We start from the raw sequence: 15051 nt of genomic DNA, 5'->3' as shown, positions 1-15051 counted from the left end.
GGCCAAATTCGCTCATGTTCCTGGGCGTCGCCACGTGAGCGCCATCGCGACGAAGGTGACCGTTCACGCGGTCATCGATAGGGACCAATGGCACCCATTTGTGGACCGAAGGCCCCTGGGTCGCGCCGGTCTTTTCTCAATAGCGTCGAGGGGGACGAATAGGAGACCGCGATGCTTCAGCCAGCCCCGACTGTCGTCGTCGGTGTCGACGGGTCGAAAGCGGCCACCGATGCGGCGCGCTGGGCGGTCGACGAGGCGGTCAGCCGCGACATCCCGCTGCGACTGGTGTACGTGGTCGCCCGCCCGGATTCTCAGCCGCGCTGGGCCCACGACCGCCGACTGGCCGCCGCGCGCGGCGTGTTGCACGACGCCCGTCGGGTGGTCGAGGCGACCGGGGAACAGGTGAAGATCGAAGCCGAAATCCTTTGGGGCAGCCCAGTTGCCAAGCTGATGGAAGAGTCGAGGTCGGCGGCGATGATCTGTGTCGGCTCCATCGGACTCAACCACGCCGCGCACGGGGTCGGCTCCACTTCGGCGAGCCTGGCCGCATCGGCGCTCTGCCCGGTGGCGGTCGTCCGCCGCCCGGCGGGCGGGCCGGTAACCGCCAAGGTCAGTCGTGTCATCGTGCAGGCGGACAACGCCGTAGCGTTGGGTCACGCCTTCGAGGAAGCGACACTGCGGCAAGCGCCGCTGCTGGCAATCGTGGTGGTCGCGGCGGAGGGCGATGCCGACACGAAACGTTCGGCGGCGGCCCAACTGAGGCGACGCCTCGCACGCTGGACCCGCGCGTATCCCAAGGTGCGCGTCGAGTCCGCGGTCGTTCGCGGGACCCTCGAGGAATACCTGGCCGCCGATGGCGAGCGGGACCAGTTGTTGGTCACCGACGTGCGCGCCTGTCACGACTTGTGCGGCGCGCACAACCCGGGAACCTCCGTTCTCGCCACGCGTTCGAGCAACCTGTAGGGCGTGCGGGTGGGAAGTCTGTTGGGCTCCGGCCGGACAACGTTGAGGGTGTTTCTGGTCGACGATCACGAGCCGGTGCGGCGCGGCCTGGTCGATTTGCTTTGTGCGGACCCCGAACTCGACTGCGTGGGCGAGGCCGGATCCGTCGCCGAAGCAATGAGCGCGATTCCCGCGATCAGCCCGGACGTCGCGGTGCTCGACGACTGGTTGCCGGACGGCAATGGCGTCGAACTGTGCCGCGAACTGTTGTCGTGCATGCTGGATCTGCGCTGCTTGATCCTGACGTCACACACCTCCGACGAGGCGATGCTGAACGCGATCCTGGCCGGCGCCAGCGGCTATGTCGTCAAAGACGTCAAGGGCATGGAATTGGTGTCCGCCATCAAACAAGTGGGCGCCGGACGCTCGCTGCTCGACACCCAGGCCGCGGCGGCACTGATGGCGAGACTGTGGTGGACCATCGAGAACAGCGACAGGCTGTGGGCCTTCAACGAACGGGAACGGACGTTATTGAAATTGCTCGGCGACGGCCTGACCAACCGGCAAATCGCCGACCGGACGTTGCTTGCCGAAGACGCCGTCAAAAACCACGTGTCGCGCCTGCTGGTCAAATTGGGTCTGGCGCGCCAGCCCAATCGCACTTACCGCCAATGGTTTTGAGGCGCCCCGTCAGCCGTGGCTGATTCGTAGCATCTCGGCCACGCTCGGCAGCTTGACGCGCGGACGCCCGTGCGGCTCGCCGGCCGCTCGCTCGTGGCGATCGATGACCTCCCAGTGAGCCGACGTCACCACCTTCGGCTGTCGGGACGCCAGCCAATTGGCCAGCGTGTCGGCGTGGTCGGCGGGGAACGCCGCGAGCGCCCCTTGTTGTTTGGAGCCGGCCAGATCGTTCAGCAGGGTGTCGACGGTGTCCTGGGAGTCCTTCTTGTTGGTACCGATCACACCGGTCGGCCCGCGCTTGATCCACCCGACGACGTATTCGTTGCGGCTGCCATGCACGCGGCCGTCGGTGTTGGGGATCGTGGCGCTGGCGTCGTCGAAAGGCAGCCCCGCCGTGGGCATCCCGCGGTATCCGACGGACCGCACCACCAGCTGGGCCGGCAGTTCCTCGCGCTCGCCGGTGTCCTTGGCCGCCACCCGCCCGCTCTCGTCGCTGACCAGTTCGTTGCGGCCCAGCACGATGCTCTCGACCTTGCCGTCGCCCTTGATCTCGATCGGCGACGTCAGGAAGCGGAAGACGATGCGACGGTGCCCGGGCCGCGGCTCGCGCGCCGCGTAGTCCCGCAACACCTTGATGTTCTGCTTGGTCGTCTTGCCGGCCGCGGCCGCGTCCTCCTCGCTGATGCCTTCGAATTGCGCCGGGTCGACGATCACGTCGACGCCTTCGAGGTCCGCCAGCTCGCGCAACTCCAGCGTGGTGAACGCGGTCTGCAGCGGCCCGCGCCTGCCGACGACCACCACCTCCTCGACGCCACACGGGCGCAGCGACTCCAGGGCGTGGTCGGCGATGTCGGTGCGGGCGAGCGCGTCGGGATCGGTCACCAGGATGCGGGCGACGTCGAGCGCCACGTTGCCGTTGCCGATGACCACGGCCCGGGCACCCGACAGATCCGGGGTCGCCTGCTCGAAGTGCGGGTGCGCGTTGTACCAGCCCACGAATTCGACGGCGGCCATGCTGCCCGGCAGGTCCTCGCCCGGGATCTTCAACGACCGATCCGACTGCGCCCCGATGGCATAGATCACCGCGTGGTAGCGCTCGGCGAGTTCGGCGGCACTCACGTGCTCGCCGACCACCACGTTGCCGAAGAAGCGCAGCCGGGGGTCTTCGGCGGTCTTCTCGAATTGTTTGCTGATCGACTTGATCTTCGGGTGGTCGGGCGCGACGCCGGAGCGGACCAGCCCCCAGGGCGTCGGCAGCATTTCGAGCATGTCGACGGTCACGTCGACTTCCTCCGCCGCGTCGGCCGCCTTGAGCAGGGACGCCGCTGCGAAGAACCCCGACGGCCCGGAGCCGACGATCGCTATGTGATATGGCCGCATGCTCCAGCCTTCTGGGTCGTGCCGGGCCACGCGCGAAGGGGGCTGAGCGTCGCGGTCCGGGCTGCACGTACTGGTCACCTGATGCTAAACGCTGCGGCCCGGACGACGAGCTGTGCATTCGTCGCCGGTAACGTGGGCGGCTGTGGAACCCGACCGTCAAGCCGATATCGCCGCCCTGGACTCCGCCCTGACCACGGTGGAGCGGGTGCTCGATGTGGAGGGTCTGCGCAGCCGCATCCAAAAGCTGGAGCACGAGGCGTCCGATCCCAAACTGTGGGATGACCAGGCCAACGCGCAGCGGGTGACCAGCCAGTTATCCCACGCCCAGGGGGAGCTGCGCCGCATCGAGGAGCTGCGGCAGCGCCTCGACGATCTCCCGGTGATGTACGAGCTGGCGGCCGAGGAGGATGCGGCGGACGCCCTGGCCGAGGCCGACGCCGAACTCAAGGCGCTGCGCGCCGATATAGAGGCCGCCGAGGTGCGCACGCTGCTGTCGGGCGAGTACGACGAGCGCGAGGCGCTGGTCACCATCCGCTCCGGCGCCGGCGGGGTGGACGCCGCCGACTGGGCCGAGATGCTGATGCGGATGTACATCCGCTGGGCCGAGCAACACAAGTACGGCGTCGAGGTCTTCGACACCTCCTACGCCGAAGAAGCCGGGATCAAGAGCGCGACGTTCGCGGTGCACGCGCCGTACGCCTACGGCACGCTGTCGGTCGAGCAGGGCACGCACCGGCTGGTCCGGATCAGCCCGTTCGACAACCAGAGCCGGCGCCAGACGTCCTTTGCCGAAGTCGAGGTGCTTCCGGTGGTGGAGACCACCGACCACATCGACATCCCCGACGGCGACGTGCGGGTGGACGTCTACCGTTCCAGCGGTCCGGGCGGTCAATCGGTGAACACCACCGACTCGGCGGTTCGTTTAACCCACATCCCAACGGGTATCGTCGTGACTTGCCAGAACGAAAAATCGCAACTGCAGAACAAGATCTCGGCAATGCGAGTGCTTCAGGCAAAGCTATTGGAGCGCAAGCGATTAGAAGAGCGCGCTGAGCTGGATGCGTTGAAGGGTGAGGGCGGCAGCTCCTGGGGTAACCAGATGCGCTCCTACGTACTGCACCCGTATCAGATGGTCAAGGATTTGCGAACCGAATACGAGGTGGGCAATCCGGCCGCCGTACTGGACGGAGACATCGACGGGTTCCTGGAAGCGGGAATCCGGTGGCGCAACCGAAAAGATGACGACTAACACAACCGTTCTTGCATCGACCGCTTCGCTAAAGGCGCTGGGCTGGCACGAGTTCTGGCGCGGCGAAGCCGGCCAATGGATCATCACCCGCGGCCTGCGCATCGTCATGGTGCTGATCGCGGCGGTGCTTATGGCCCGGTTCGTCAACTGGGTGGCGCAACAGGTGACCCGTCAGCTCACCGAGGGCTTCGCCGAGAGCGACGCGCTGGTGCGCTCGGAAACGTCCAAGCACCGTCAGGCGCTGGCGTCGGTGATCTCCTGGGTGTCGGTCGTCATCATCGGCATCTGGGTCATCATGGAGATCGCCGACGTGCTGCAGTTTTCCGTGGGGGGACTGGTCGCGCCCGCCACCGTGGTCGGCGCCGCGCTGGGTTTCGGCGCCCAGCAGTTGGTGCGGGATCTGCTTTCCGGCTTCTTCATCCTGGTGGAGAAGCAGTATGGGTTCGGTGACCTGGTCACCCTGACCGTCGTTTCCTCTACGGAAGCCACCGGCACCGTCGAGAACGTGACATTGCGGGTGACGCGACTGCGTTCGCCGGATGGCGAGGTGCTGACCATTCCCAATGGGCAGATCGTCAAGGTGGTCAACCTGTCCAAGGATTGGGCGCGCGCGGTGGTGGACATCCCGGTGTCGACCAGCGCCGACCTGAACCGGGTCAACGAGGTCTTGCACCAGGAGTGCGACCGCGCGATGGAGAACCCGGTGCTCGGGGAATTGCTGTTGGACCCGCCGACCGTGATGGGCGTGGAAAGCATCGAGGTCGACACCGTCACCCTGCGTGTGGTGGCCCGCACCCTGCCCGGCAAACAGTTCGAGGTCGGGCGGCAGTTGCGTGTCCTGGTCATTCGGGCGCTGGCCCGGGTGGGCATCGTGACCGCGGCGGACGCGACGATAGGCCTGGTTGAGGACGACCCCTCGGTGCCGGCCGCCCAGGCCGCCGAGAAGTCCACCGACGGCAAAGCCGAAGATGCGGTGCAACGGCGGTGAAGTTCACCGTGAGCATCCTCGAGAGGCGCAGCGAGGACAAGCAACGACGGCGCTGGAGCCACCTGTTCGGCGGCCGGATGCGCACGTCTACGCTGGTTTTGATCGTCGCGTTCTTCGCCGTGTGGTGGGTCTACGACACCTACCGTCCGGAAACGGCACCCAAGCCGCCGGCCCCGCAGGTGGTGCCGCCGGGGTTCGTGCCCGACCCGAACTACACCTGGGTGCCACGCAGCCGCGTGCAGCAGCCGCCGGCCACCGTGACGTTCACGCCCACGCCGACGACGACCGTGCCGCCGACCACCACGCCGCCGACCACGACGACGACCACGCCGCCGCCGTTCCAGCTGCCCACGCCGCCGTGCCTGCTGCCGCCGCCGTTCTGCCCGCCCAGCACCAGCCCGACGCCACCGCCGCCGCAGCTGCCCCAGCCGGGGCCGGGTCCGGCGCCGAGTTCCCCGCCACCGGCCGGCTGACTTGGCTCGCCAGCGAAATTCACGGCTACACTGGCGTGCCGTGATGATCACCCTTGACAACGTCAGCAAGAAGTACAAAGCGTCGGCTCGGCCGGCGCTGGACGACATCAACGTCAAGATCGACAAGGGTGAATTCGTCTTTCTGATCGGCCCTTCGGGTTCCGGCAAGTCGACGTTCATGCGGCTGCTGCTGGCCGAGGAGAGCCCGAACACCGGCGACATTCGGGTCTCGAAGTTTCACGTCAACAAGCTCCCGGGACGCCACGTCCCGAAGCTGCGTCAGGTCATCGGCTGCGTGTTTCAGGATTTTCGGCTGCTGCAGCAAAAGACCGTGTACGAGAACGTCGCGTTCGCGCTGGAGGTCATCGGCAAGCGCCGGGAGGCGATCAACCGGACCGTGCCCGAGGTGCTTGAAACGGTCGGCCTGTCCGGCAAGGCCAGCCGGCTGCCCGGCGAGTTGTCGGGTGGCGAGCAGCAACGGGTCGCTATCGCCCGCGCGTTCGTCAACCGCCCGCTGGTGCTGCTGGCCGACGAGCCGACCGGCAACCTCGACCCGGACACCAGTAAGGACATCATGGATTTGTTGGAGCGGATCAACCGCACGGGCACCACGGTCCTGATGGCCACGCACGACCACCACATCGTCGACTCCATGCGGCAGCGGGTCGTCGAGCTGTCGCTGGGCCGGCTCGTTCGCGACGAGCAGCGCGGCATCTACGGGATGGATCGCTAGTGCGCTTCGGCTTCCTGCTCAACGAGGTCCTGACCGGCCTTCGTCGTAACGTCACCATGACGACCGCGATGATCCTGACGACCGCCATTTCGATCGGCCTGTTCGGCGGGGGTCTGCTGGTCGTCCTGTTGGCCGACCACTCGCGGGCCATCTACCTCGACCGGGTCGAGACGCAGGTCTTCCTCACCGAGGACGTATCGGCCAACGACCCGTCCTGCGGCACCAACCCATGCAAGGCGCTGCGCGAGAAGATCGAAGCCCGACAAGACGTCAAATCCGTGCGGTTCCTCAACCGCCAGGACGCCTACGACGACGCCATCCGGAAGTTCCCGCAGTACAAGGACGTTGCCGGAAAGGATTCCTTCCCAGCCTCGTTCATCGTCAAGCTGGATAATCCCGAACAGCACAAGGACTTTGACTCCGCCATGCAGGGGCAGCCCGGGGTGCTATCGGTGCTCAACCAGAAGGACCTGATCGATCGGCTGTTCGCGGTCCTGGACGGCTTGAGCAAGGCCGCGTTCGCCGTCGCCCTGGTGCAGGCCGTCGGCGCGATCCTGTTGATCGCCAACATGGTCCAGGTCGCGGCGTATACGCGCCGCACGGAGATCGGGATCATGCGCCTGGTCGGCGCCAGCCGCTGGTACACCCAATTGCCGTTCCTGGTTGAGGCGATGGTCGCCGCGGCGGTCGGTGTCGCCATCGCGGTCGCGGGGTTAATCCTGGTCCGGGCAACGTTTTTGGACAACGCGCTGAACCAGTTCTACCAAGCCAACCTGATCGCCCGGGTCGACTATGCCGACATCATCTACATTTCCCCGTGGCTGTTCCTGCTCGGCGTGTCGATGGCCGCGTTGACCGCCTACGTGACGTTGCGCCTGTACGTACGGCGGTAGCTGTGGCCAACGATTCCAGTCGGGCCAAGGCGGCGGGCGGCAAGCGCGGCAGCAAACAGATCATCGCCACCAATCGCAAAGCGCGGCACAACTATTCGATCCTCGAGATTTTCGAGGCGGGAGTCGCTTTGCAGGGCACCGAAGTAAAGAGCCTGCGGCAAGGGCACGCCTCTCTAGCCGATGCCTACGCAACCGTTGACGACGGCGAAGTGTGGTTGCGTAACTTGCACATTCCGGAGTACGAGCACGGTAGCTGGACCAACCATGACCCGCGTCGCAACCGAAAGTTGTTGTTACATAGGCAACAAATCGACAGACTGGTCGGCAAGATACGAGATGGTAACCTCGCCCTGATGCCACTGTCACTTTACTTCTCCGAGGGCAAGGTCAAGGTCGAGCTCGCGCTAGCACGAGGCAAGCGGGCTCACGATAAACGTCAGGACATGGCCCAGCGCGATGCCCAGCGCGAAGTGCTTCGCGAACTGGGCCGGCGAGCCAAGGGCATGAGCTGATCGGGGCGGCTTACGCCCAGCTGTCTGCCGTTACGTACGGCGTCAGCGATTTCGTGGGCGGTGTGGCCGCTCGACGGGTAGCGGCGCTGCGGGTGATGCTCGTGGCCTACCCGATCGAGGCGGTGTTGCTGGGTCTGCTGGCCGTCGTGGTGGGCGGACCCATTCAGTCCGGCGCGGTCATTTGGGGCGGCCTGTACGGCATCGGGATGGCGTTCGGCATGTGGGCGTTCTTCGCCGCGCTGGGTGCCGGGCCGATATCGGTGGTCTCGCCCTTGGCCGCCGTGCTCAACGCCGCCGTGCCGGTCGCGGCGGGTGTGGCGCTGGGGGAGCGGCCCGGCCCGGCCGCCTCGGTGGGCGTCGTGCTGGCCCTGGTCGCGGTGATGCTGGTCAGCCGCGAGGCCGCTGTCGAGGGCACCACGCCGTACCGGTTCACCCCGAAGGTCGCCTGGCTCACGGTCGTGGCGGGCTCGGCGATGGGGCTGAACCTGGTGTTTCTTCACCAGGCGCCGCACGAGACCAAACTCTGGCCGCTGGTGTTCGCCCGGCTGTCCGCCAGCGCCGTGGTGTTCGCCATGTCCGCGATGAGCAAGAACCTGAAAATGCCGGCCGGCAAGCCGCTGAAGCTGGCGCTGGGCGTGGCCGTGCTGGACATCTGCGCGAACGTGACCATGCTGCTGGCGCTGCACACCTGGCTGCTCTCGCTGGCCAGCATCCTGATCTCGCTGTATCCGGCGGCGACGGTAGTGCTGGCGATGGTGGTGCTGCGCGAGCGGGTGAGCCGATGCCAGGGCGTCGGCATGGTGCTGGCCATGGGTTCCGTGGCGATGATCGCCGCAAGCTAACGGATCGGCCCGCGGTCGGCCTACTATCCGACCATGGCCGACCGCCCCGTCACACTGCTGGATAAATCCGACGTCCTGTCCGGGCTCTTCGCCGTGTGGGACTCCATCGACGGGCTGCTCGACGGGCTGCCCGAGGGCGATTGGCTGGTGCCGACGCCGCTGCCGGGATGGGACGTCAAGGCCGTGGTGTCACACATCATCGGCACCGAGTCGTTCCTCGCCGGCATTGCCGCCCCGCCGCCCGACATCGACGTCTCGGCGCTCGACCACGTGCGCAACGACATCGGCGTGATGAACGAGTGCTGGGTGCGCCACCTGCGCGGGGAGTCGGGCGCCGAAGTGCTGGCACGGTTCAGGGACATCACCGCCGACCGGCGCAAGGTGCTGACCAGCATGTCGGACGAGGAGTGGAACGCCGTGACGGTCACGCCGGTGGGCCCGGAAAGCTACGGCCGGTTCATGCGGGTGCGCGCGTTCGACTGCTGGATGCACGAGCAGGACATCCGGGAGGCGCTGGCGCGGCCGTCGTCCGACGCCGAGCTCGACTCGATGGCGGCGGAACTTTCCCTCGACGAGATCGCGGCCACCATGGGTTACGTGGTGGGCAAGCGCGGCAAGGCGCCCGACGGCTCGCGCATCCTGTTCGAGCTGACCGGCCCGGTGGCCCGCGACATCCGCGTCAACGTCGACGGACGCGCGCAGCTCGTCGACGACTTCGGCGGCCGGGAACCGACGGCGACGATCCGGCTGGACGGCCTGCAGTTCACCAGGCTGTCCGGCGGGCGGCCGATGTGCCCGGCCCGCGCGCAGGACGTCGAGCTCGGCGGCGACCAAGACGTGGCCAACCGGGTCGTCGAGAACCTGAATTTTGTGATCTGACCGCCACCTGGCCGGGAACATAATTCCGTAGCCGCTCGTTGGGAGCGGCGTACCATTGATAGTCCTGCCGAAAGTCGGCGGGGATGCGAGGGGCTGAACGGCTTCGACTTCGCGCATCGAATCAAGGGAAGCGTGCCGGTGCAGGCAAGAGACCACCGTAAGCGTCGTTGCAACCATATAAGCGCCGATTCACATCAGCGCGACTACGCTCTCGCTGCCTAAGCGACAGCTAGTCCGTCAGACCGGGAACGCCCTCGACCCGGAGCCTGGCGTCAGCTAGAGGGATCCACCGGTGAGTCCGGTCGCGGGACTCATCGGGACATACACAGCGACTGGGATCGTCATCCTGGCTGGTTCGCGTGACCAGGAGATCCGAGCAGAGGCATAGCGAACTGCGCACGGAGAAGCCTTGAGGGAATGCCGTAGGACCCGGGTTCGATTCCCGGCAGCTCCACAACAGAAGAAAAACTAGTCAGTGCCAAAAGGCCTGGCTAGTTTTCTGTTTTGTTAGCAGTGGTTCAGGCGGTCTGCGTCATGGCGCGAACGACCCCTAGGCCGTTGCGACCGATGGCGCCTGCCTGGATGCAACTCACCTGCCGATTTCAACAACGCATTTCCCTAGCGTCGTTCGGGCCGCGACCCGCGTCAGCGCCTCGGGGACCTCGCCGAAAGGCACCGTCTCTAGGATGGTTCGGCGAAGTTCGCCGCGGTTCACCATGGCCGTCAGGCGGTGCAGAATGCCCTCAATGTGCTCGCGCGAATAGCCGGCGGCGAGGACCCCGACCAGTGACGTGTTGGTTAGCGTCATCATCTGCACGTTGACCGTCGCCCATGTGCCGCTTGCAAATCCGACGGCGAGGTGCTTGCCGTCGCGGGCGAGTGCGCCCATCGCGTTTGTTCCTTGCGCGCCGCCGACGGGGTCGAAAATCATGTCGACACCGTGCCAATCGGTGAGCTCGCGCACTACCTGGGCGAGCGGCCGGCCATCGGCGGCGGTGTCGCCCCTGCACACCACCGCATGGTCGGCACCGTAAGACCGGCAGAATTCGGCCCGGGACTCGTCGCCGGCGACGGCCACGACCTCGGCGCCGAGGGCCTTGCCCAGCTGAACGGCGGCGATTCCAGTGCCTCCTGCGGCGCCGAGGACTGCGAGCCGTTGGCCGGCCCGAAGCTGGCCTCGGTCGACCAGTCCGATCCACGCGGTCATGTTGGGAATCCAAAAGCCCGCGGCCGCAACATCATCCATGGCCTCGGGGACGGAAAGGACGGTGGACACCAGCGCGAGTGTTTCGTCGGCGAAGGAACCGTTTCCATTCATGAAGTCGCTGACGCCCATGACGCGCATGCCGACGGACAGGGCAACGCCTTCACCGACCGCAATCACCGTGCCGGCCAGCTCCTGACCGGGCGTGAACGGCACCGGGGGAGTGAGCGGGTAGGTGCCGCGGCACATCAGGACATCCGGCAATCCGATTCCTGCCGCGGATACCTCGATTTTCACCTGGCCCGGTCCCGGATCGGGAAGTTGCCGCTCCACCAGCCGCATGACGTCCGCGGGCTCGCCGGCCCCGTGCACCTGCCACGCTCTCATCGGAGTCCTTTGGTCGACGGCATTGCCAATGACGATCACACCATGATTACACTGTGATTTGATCGATTGGAAGGGGTCGAGAATGGCGTGGGACTTCGAGACCGACCCTGAGTTCGACGAGAAGCTCACGTGGATGCGCGAATTCATCGACACCGAAGTCATCCCCCTGGAGCCCATCCTGTCGGAGCTGCCGACCGCGGAATGGGCGGCGGTCAAGCGCATGCTGCAGGACCGCGTGAAGTCCCAGGGCCTGTGGGGGATGTTTCTCGATCCCAGCCTCGGCGGTTCGGGCTCCGGTCAGCTCAAACTCGCGCTGATGTCAGAGATCATCGGCCGCTGCATGGTCTCGATGGAGTTGTTCGGCGTGCAGGCACCCGACAGCGGCAACATGGAGTTGCTCGCGCATGGCGCCGACGAAGCCCAGAAGCAGCGGTGGCTGTATCCGAATCTGCGGGGGGAGATCTCCAGCGCGTTCGCCTTGACCGAGCCTTTCCTCGCTGGTGCCGATCCGACGGTGATCGACACCACGGCGGTGCTCGACGGCAACGACTGGGTTATCAACGGGCACAAGTGGTTCACCACCAATGCATCCTGCGCCGATATCATTTTGGTTGTCGCCGAGACCGATCCGGCCGGTCGTCCACATCGGCACGCGTCGATCTTCGTGGTGCCGGCGGGTACGCCCGGGTTGCAGATCCTGCGCGAGATTCCCACGATGGCCCACCCGGATCCCGAGTTTGGCCGTCGCGGCAACCACGCCGAGGTGGTGTTCGACGATTGCCGCGTGCCCGGCGATCATCTGATCGGGACCCGCGGCGACGGGTTCCGGTTGGCGCAACAGCGGCTCGGCGGCGGCCGCATTCATCATGCGATGCGCTGGCTCGGTCAAGCCCAGCGTGCCCTGGACATCATGGGGGAGCGGGCGGTGTCTCGGCGATCGCACGGCCGGCTGCTCGGCGAGCACCAGATGGTGCAGGACTATATCGCTCTATCCCACATGGAGATTCAAGCCGCGCGCCTGCTGACATTCCAGACGGCATGGAAGATGGATCGTGACGGGGCCAGCGCGGTGCGTGCCGAACTGGGCATGGTCAAGGCCCACGTGTCCAAGGTGGTGCTGGCGGTGCTCGACCGGACCATCCAAGTCTGCGGTGCGTTGGGATATTCCGGCGATCTGCCCGTCGAGCAGTGGTATCGCATGACCCGATTCGGCCCGATTGGGGACGGGCCCGACGAGTTGCACAAGTCGATGCTCGCGCGCCACGTGCTGAAGAAGTACCGGCCCGTCGAGGGGTGGCCAACCGAGCACCTGCCCTCGCGTCGGCCCGCCGCGCAACGGAAATGGTCTCAACTGTGCGAGCAAGCGGGTGTCCGTGCCCAATGAGATAGACCTCGACGCGGGGCAGATCGTGGCCGCCGCGGTGGAGATCCTGCACGAGGGCGGGCTCGATGCGGTCAGCATGCGTAGCGTGGCCGGGCGTTTGGGGGTGACTCCGCCTCCGGTGTACGCGCGGATCGGCAACAAGGATGCCCTTTTGGGCGCGATCGCCGAGCACTTCCTCTCCGACGTCGCGCCTGCCGTGAAGCCCGACGAACCCTGGCCGGACTACGCCCGACGGTGGACGCAGCAGATGCGCCGGCGCCTCACCGCGGCCGCCGATAGCAGGCTCTTTCTGCAGGTGAAGCGGCCGACATATGTGGAGGCGACCAGACCGCTGTTGAAATGCCTGCGCCGCGACGGAATGTCGACGGACGCGGCGGTTCGCGCGTGCCGCCTGCTGACGTGGGCGACCGTGGGCTTCGTCGCGATGGATCACCCGCCGTCGGCGGCATCGTCTCGACGCCGGAACCGACTGGCCGGCAGTGACCCGGAGGGCGTGACTGCCGAAGAGATCGACGAATTGTTCACGACCCACATCGACTACCTCATCGAGGGCATCGCACGCGAGGAAGACATGCGATGAGCGCGGCTGCGGTCGATTTCGATGTGCGCCGCTTCGCCGCATGGTTGGCTGAAGAAACTGGCGAAGATGCCGACCTCGAGGTGAGCGCGATTGGCGGCGGCGGTAGCTGCGAGATGTTCCGCGTCGGCCGGCTCGGTGAATCGTGGGTGGTGCGGCGCGCCCCGCGGACCGCGGTGTCCGATACGGCCCACCAAGTCGTTCGCGAGGCGCGCATCATGGAGTCGCTGGCGGCACAGCGGGTTTCGGTGCCTCACGTGCTGGCGTGGAGTGAAGATGCCACCATACTCGGGGCCCCGTTCTTCGTGATGTCCTTTGTCGAGGGTGGCGTGATCCGCCGTAACGGGTTGCCGCCGCCGCTGCGCGACGACCCCGGCTCGCAGCGGCTGATCGGCGAGCAACTCATCGACACGCTCGTCGACCTCCATGCCGTGGACTGGACCAAGACCGTGCTTGCCGAGATATCCCGCCCGGAAGGCTTTTTGGACCGGCAGATCGATCGCTGGATGGCCCAACTCGACAGCTACCGGCTCCGCGACCTCGTCGGCGTCGACGACATCGCGCGCTGGCTGCAGACGAACATGCCCGAACATGGCGAACTGACCGTCATGCACGGCGACTACAAGGTGGACAACCTGATCTGGGCGCCAGCTGCGCCACCGAGGGTCGCCTGCGTCCTCGACTTCGAAATGACCACCGTCGGCGACCCGCTCATCGACCTGGCATGGGCCATGATCTTCTGGCCCGAAGAGGGCAACTCCATCGCCTTGGCCGCCCCGGGCACGCCAAACGGCATGGCGTCCGAATCCTGCCAGCCGCCTTCGGAATTGGTGAACCGCTACGCGGATGCCACGGGACGCGACCTGTCCCGATTCGGGTGGTATCAGGCCTTCAGCGCGTGGAAGCTCGCCATCGTGCTCGAAGGTTCCTACGCAACGTTCCTTCGCGGTGAATCCCGCAACCCACTGCACGAGGTTTTCGGGCCTATCGCCGACCAACTCCTCCTGCGCGCCGGGAGGTTCGCGCGATGACCGATCCACTGTTCGACCTCAGCGACCGCGTGGTCCTGATCACCGGTGGCAGCCGGGGCCTCGGCGCGGCGATGAGCCTCGGCCTCGCGCAGCGCGGGGCGCGGGTGATCGTCGCGAGTCGAAATCTGTCGGCGTGCCAAGAACTCGCCGCCCGGATCACCGATGCGGGCGGTCAAGCTCATCCGCTGGCCTGTCATGTCGGTCACTGGGACACGCTGGACGCCGTCGTCGATGCCGCCGCCGCACGGTGGGGTCGGCTCGACGGCCTGGTGAACAATGCCGGGATGAGTCCATTGGCTCCGTCGCTGCTGGAGACCTCAGAGACGTTGTTCGACAAGGTGATCGGCGTCAATCTCAAGGGGCCGACGCGCCTGACGGCGCTGGCCGCAACGGCCATGGCCCGCACCGGCGGGGGATCGATCGTCAACGTCAGCTCGCTTGCGTCGGTAAGACCCACGCCCGTCACCACGGTCTACGCCGCGGCCAAGGCGGGGTTGAATGCGCTGACCACCGCGACCGCCATCGAATACGCGCAAGTGGGTGTTCGAGTCAACGGAATCATCTGCGGAACCTTCGACACCGACGCGGCTTCGGGCTTCGTGCGGGACCCTGCACTCCTGCCTGACATCCTGCGACCCATCGCACTGGATCGGATAGGACGTCCTGACGAAATCGTCGGCGCCGTGGTCTATCTGCTGTCCGATGCCTCGAGCTACACCACTGGATCACTGATGACCGTCGACGGCGGCGTCGCTGTATGACGCGCTGTCCGCGGTTGCGGCCTGCTGTTGATGCCATCAACGCTTCCGGCGTATCGGCAGGTCATTTCGCGTCATTTCCCGCAGGGCCAGACCTACGACTCGACAACTGTCTTTGCCTTCGGCATTCAATGATCG

16 protein-coding genes and 1 other RNA gene are annotated in these 15051 nt (G+C 66.2%); 15 read left to right on the top strand and 2 right to left on the bottom strand.

All coding sequences use genetic code 11. The features are described from left to right. The first annotated feature begins 171 nt into the window (after window positions 1-171). Both AC5Y5E_RS01450 and AC5Y5E_RS01445 read left to right on the top strand, forming a co-directional pair. Window positions 172-963: a universal stress protein gene (locus tag AC5Y5E_RS01450; RefSeq protein WP_499901220.1), complete on the top strand. Its 792-nt coding sequence runs from the start codon at window positions 172-174 to the stop codon at window positions 961-963. A 42-nt stretch (window positions 964-1005) separates the two neighbouring features. Continuing rightward, on the top strand, window positions 1006-1623 hold the full coding sequence (locus AC5Y5E_RS01445) for a response regulator (protein WP_499901836.1): 618 nt from the start codon (window positions 1006-1008) through the stop codon (window positions 1621-1623). Between the two features lie 9 nt (window positions 1624-1632). On the opposite strand, the gene AC5Y5E_RS01440 is transcribed toward AC5Y5E_RS01445, so the two are convergent. Then, on the bottom strand, window positions 1633-3003 hold the full coding sequence (locus tag AC5Y5E_RS01440; RefSeq protein ID WP_499901219.1) for an FAD-dependent oxidoreductase: 1371 nt from the start codon (window positions 3001-3003) through the stop codon (window positions 1633-1635). A 142-nt stretch (window positions 3004-3145) separates the two neighbouring features. Here AC5Y5E_RS01440 and prfB point away from each other — a divergent pair, with 142 nt between their 5' ends. The 9 genes from prfB to ssrA all read left to right on the top strand — a co-directional run bounded on the left by prfB (window position 3146) and on the right by ssrA (window position 10029). Beyond that, window positions 3146-4252, top strand: coding sequence for a peptide chain release factor 2 (gene prfB, locus AC5Y5E_RS01435; protein ID WP_499901218.1), 1107 nt, complete (start codon window positions 3146-3148; stop codon window positions 4250-4252). Further along, window positions 4242-5240 carry a mechanosensitive ion channel family protein gene (locus AC5Y5E_RS01430; RefSeq protein WP_499901217.1) on the top strand — a complete coding sequence of 333 codons (999 nt, stop codon included), beginning with the start codon at window positions 4242-4244 and terminating at the stop codon, window positions 5238-5240. The genes prfB and AC5Y5E_RS01430 overlap by 11 nt, the downstream gene beginning before the upstream one ends. Continuing rightward, a complete protein-coding gene (locus tag AC5Y5E_RS01425) occupies window positions 5237-5713 on the top strand; it encodes an Rv3103c family proline-rich protein (protein WP_499901216.1) in 477 nt (158 codons plus the stop codon). The genes AC5Y5E_RS01430 and AC5Y5E_RS01425 overlap by 4 nt, the downstream gene beginning before the upstream one ends. Before the next feature lie 43 nt (window positions 5714-5756). Then, window positions 5757-6446 carry a cell division ATP-binding protein FtsE gene (gene ftsE, locus AC5Y5E_RS01420; protein WP_499901835.1) on the top strand — a complete coding sequence of 230 codons (690 nt, stop codon included), beginning with the start codon at window positions 5757-5759 and terminating at the stop codon, window positions 6444-6446. Then, window positions 6446-7339: a permease-like cell division protein FtsX gene (gene ftsX / locus AC5Y5E_RS01415; protein WP_499880121.1), complete on the top strand. Its 894-nt coding sequence runs from the start codon at window positions 6446-6448 to the stop codon at window positions 7337-7339. The genes ftsE and ftsX overlap by 1 nt, the downstream gene beginning before the upstream one ends. A 2-nt stretch (window positions 7340-7341) precedes the next feature. Further along, entirely contained in the window at window positions 7342-7851 is a 510-nt protein-coding gene (smpB, locus tag AC5Y5E_RS01410) for an SsrA-binding protein SmpB (protein ID WP_499901215.1), read from the top strand. Next, window positions 7848-8693: an EamA family transporter gene (locus AC5Y5E_RS01405; RefSeq protein ID WP_499901834.1), complete on the top strand. Its 846-nt coding sequence runs from the start codon at window positions 7848-7850 to the stop codon at window positions 8691-8693. Before smpB ends, AC5Y5E_RS01405 begins: the two co-directional genes overlap by 4 nt. 33 nt (window positions 8694-8726) lie before the next feature. Continuing rightward, a complete protein-coding gene (locus AC5Y5E_RS01400) occupies window positions 8727-9572 on the top strand; it encodes a maleylpyruvate isomerase family mycothiol-dependent enzyme (protein WP_499901214.1) in 846 nt (281 codons plus the stop codon). An 89-nt stretch (window positions 9573-9661) separates the two neighbouring features. Next, window positions 9662-10029: a transfer-messenger RNA gene (ssrA, locus tag AC5Y5E_RS01395) on the top strand. Between the two features lie 132 nt (window positions 10030-10161). Here ssrA and AC5Y5E_RS01390 read toward each other — a convergent pair. Continuing rightward, window positions 10162-11292 (bottom strand): NADPH:quinone oxidoreductase family protein, encoded by a 1131-nt coding sequence (locus AC5Y5E_RS01390; RefSeq protein ID WP_499901213.1) that lies wholly within the window; start codon window positions 11290-11292, stop codon window positions 10162-10164. Here AC5Y5E_RS01390 and AC5Y5E_RS01385 point away from each other — a divergent pair. From AC5Y5E_RS01385 to AC5Y5E_RS01370, 4 genes are read left to right on the top strand one after another with little or no spacing between them, the layout of a single operon-like run. Beyond that, window positions 11246-12547: an acyl-CoA dehydrogenase family protein gene (locus AC5Y5E_RS01385; protein WP_499901212.1), complete on the top strand. Its 1302-nt coding sequence runs from the start codon at window positions 11246-11248 to the stop codon at window positions 12545-12547. The genes AC5Y5E_RS01390 and AC5Y5E_RS01385 overlap by 47 nt on opposite strands. Continuing rightward, the gene (locus tag AC5Y5E_RS01380) at window positions 12537-13127 is read left to right on the top strand and encodes a TetR family transcriptional regulator (RefSeq protein WP_499901211.1); all 591 of its coding nucleotides are present in this window, start codon (window positions 12537-12539) and stop codon (window positions 13125-13127) included. Before AC5Y5E_RS01385 ends, AC5Y5E_RS01380 begins: the two co-directional genes overlap by 11 nt. Then, entirely contained in the window at window positions 13124-14155 is a 1032-nt protein-coding gene (locus AC5Y5E_RS01375; RefSeq protein ID WP_499901210.1) for a phosphotransferase family protein, read from the top strand. Before AC5Y5E_RS01380 ends, AC5Y5E_RS01375 begins: the two co-directional genes overlap by 4 nt. After that, window positions 14152-14916, top strand: a complete 765-nt coding sequence (locus AC5Y5E_RS01370; RefSeq protein WP_499901209.1) for an SDR family NAD(P)-dependent oxidoreductase — start codon at window positions 14152-14154, stop codon at window positions 14914-14916. Before AC5Y5E_RS01375 ends, AC5Y5E_RS01370 begins: the two co-directional genes overlap by 4 nt. Window positions 14917-15051: the final 135 nt, after the last annotated feature.

The sequence above is a fragment of the Mycobacterium sp. NGS54 genome, assembly GCF_059812465.1.
Note: the sequence above shows the minus strand (reverse complement) of the source record. Positions and strands in the feature narration are given on the sequence as shown.

Excerpts from the sequence above, each read along its gene's own strand:
- AC5Y5E_RS01450 (WP_499901220.1), top strand. The coding sequence starts at position 172 with ATGCTTCAGCCAGCCCCGACTGTCGTCGTCGGTGTCGACGGGTCGAAA.
- AC5Y5E_RS01400 (WP_499901214.1), top strand. The coding sequence starts at position 8,727 with ATGGCCGACCGCCCCGTCACACTGCTGGATAAATCCGACGTCCTGTCC.
- AC5Y5E_RS01385 (WP_499901212.1), top strand. The coding sequence starts at position 11,246 with ATGGCGTGGGACTTCGAGACCGACCCTGAGTTCGACGAGAAGCTCACG.
- AC5Y5E_RS01440 (WP_499901219.1), bottom strand. The coding sequence starts at position 3,003 with ATGCGGCCATATCACATAGCGATCGTCGGCTCCGGGCCGTCGGGGTTC.
- ftsE (WP_499901835.1), top strand. The coding sequence starts at position 5,757 with ATGATCACCCTTGACAACGTCAGCAAGAAGTACAAAGCGTCGGCTCGG.
- AC5Y5E_RS01370 (WP_499901209.1), top strand. The coding sequence starts at position 14,152 with ATGACCGATCCACTGTTCGACCTCAGCGACCGCGTGGTCCTGATCACC.
- AC5Y5E_RS01430 (WP_499901217.1), top strand. The coding sequence starts at position 4,242 with ATGACGACTAACACAACCGTTCTTGCATCGACCGCTTCGCTAAAGGCG.
- AC5Y5E_RS01375 (WP_499901210.1), top strand. The coding sequence starts at position 13,124 with ATGAGCGCGGCTGCGGTCGATTTCGATGTGCGCCGCTTCGCCGCATGG.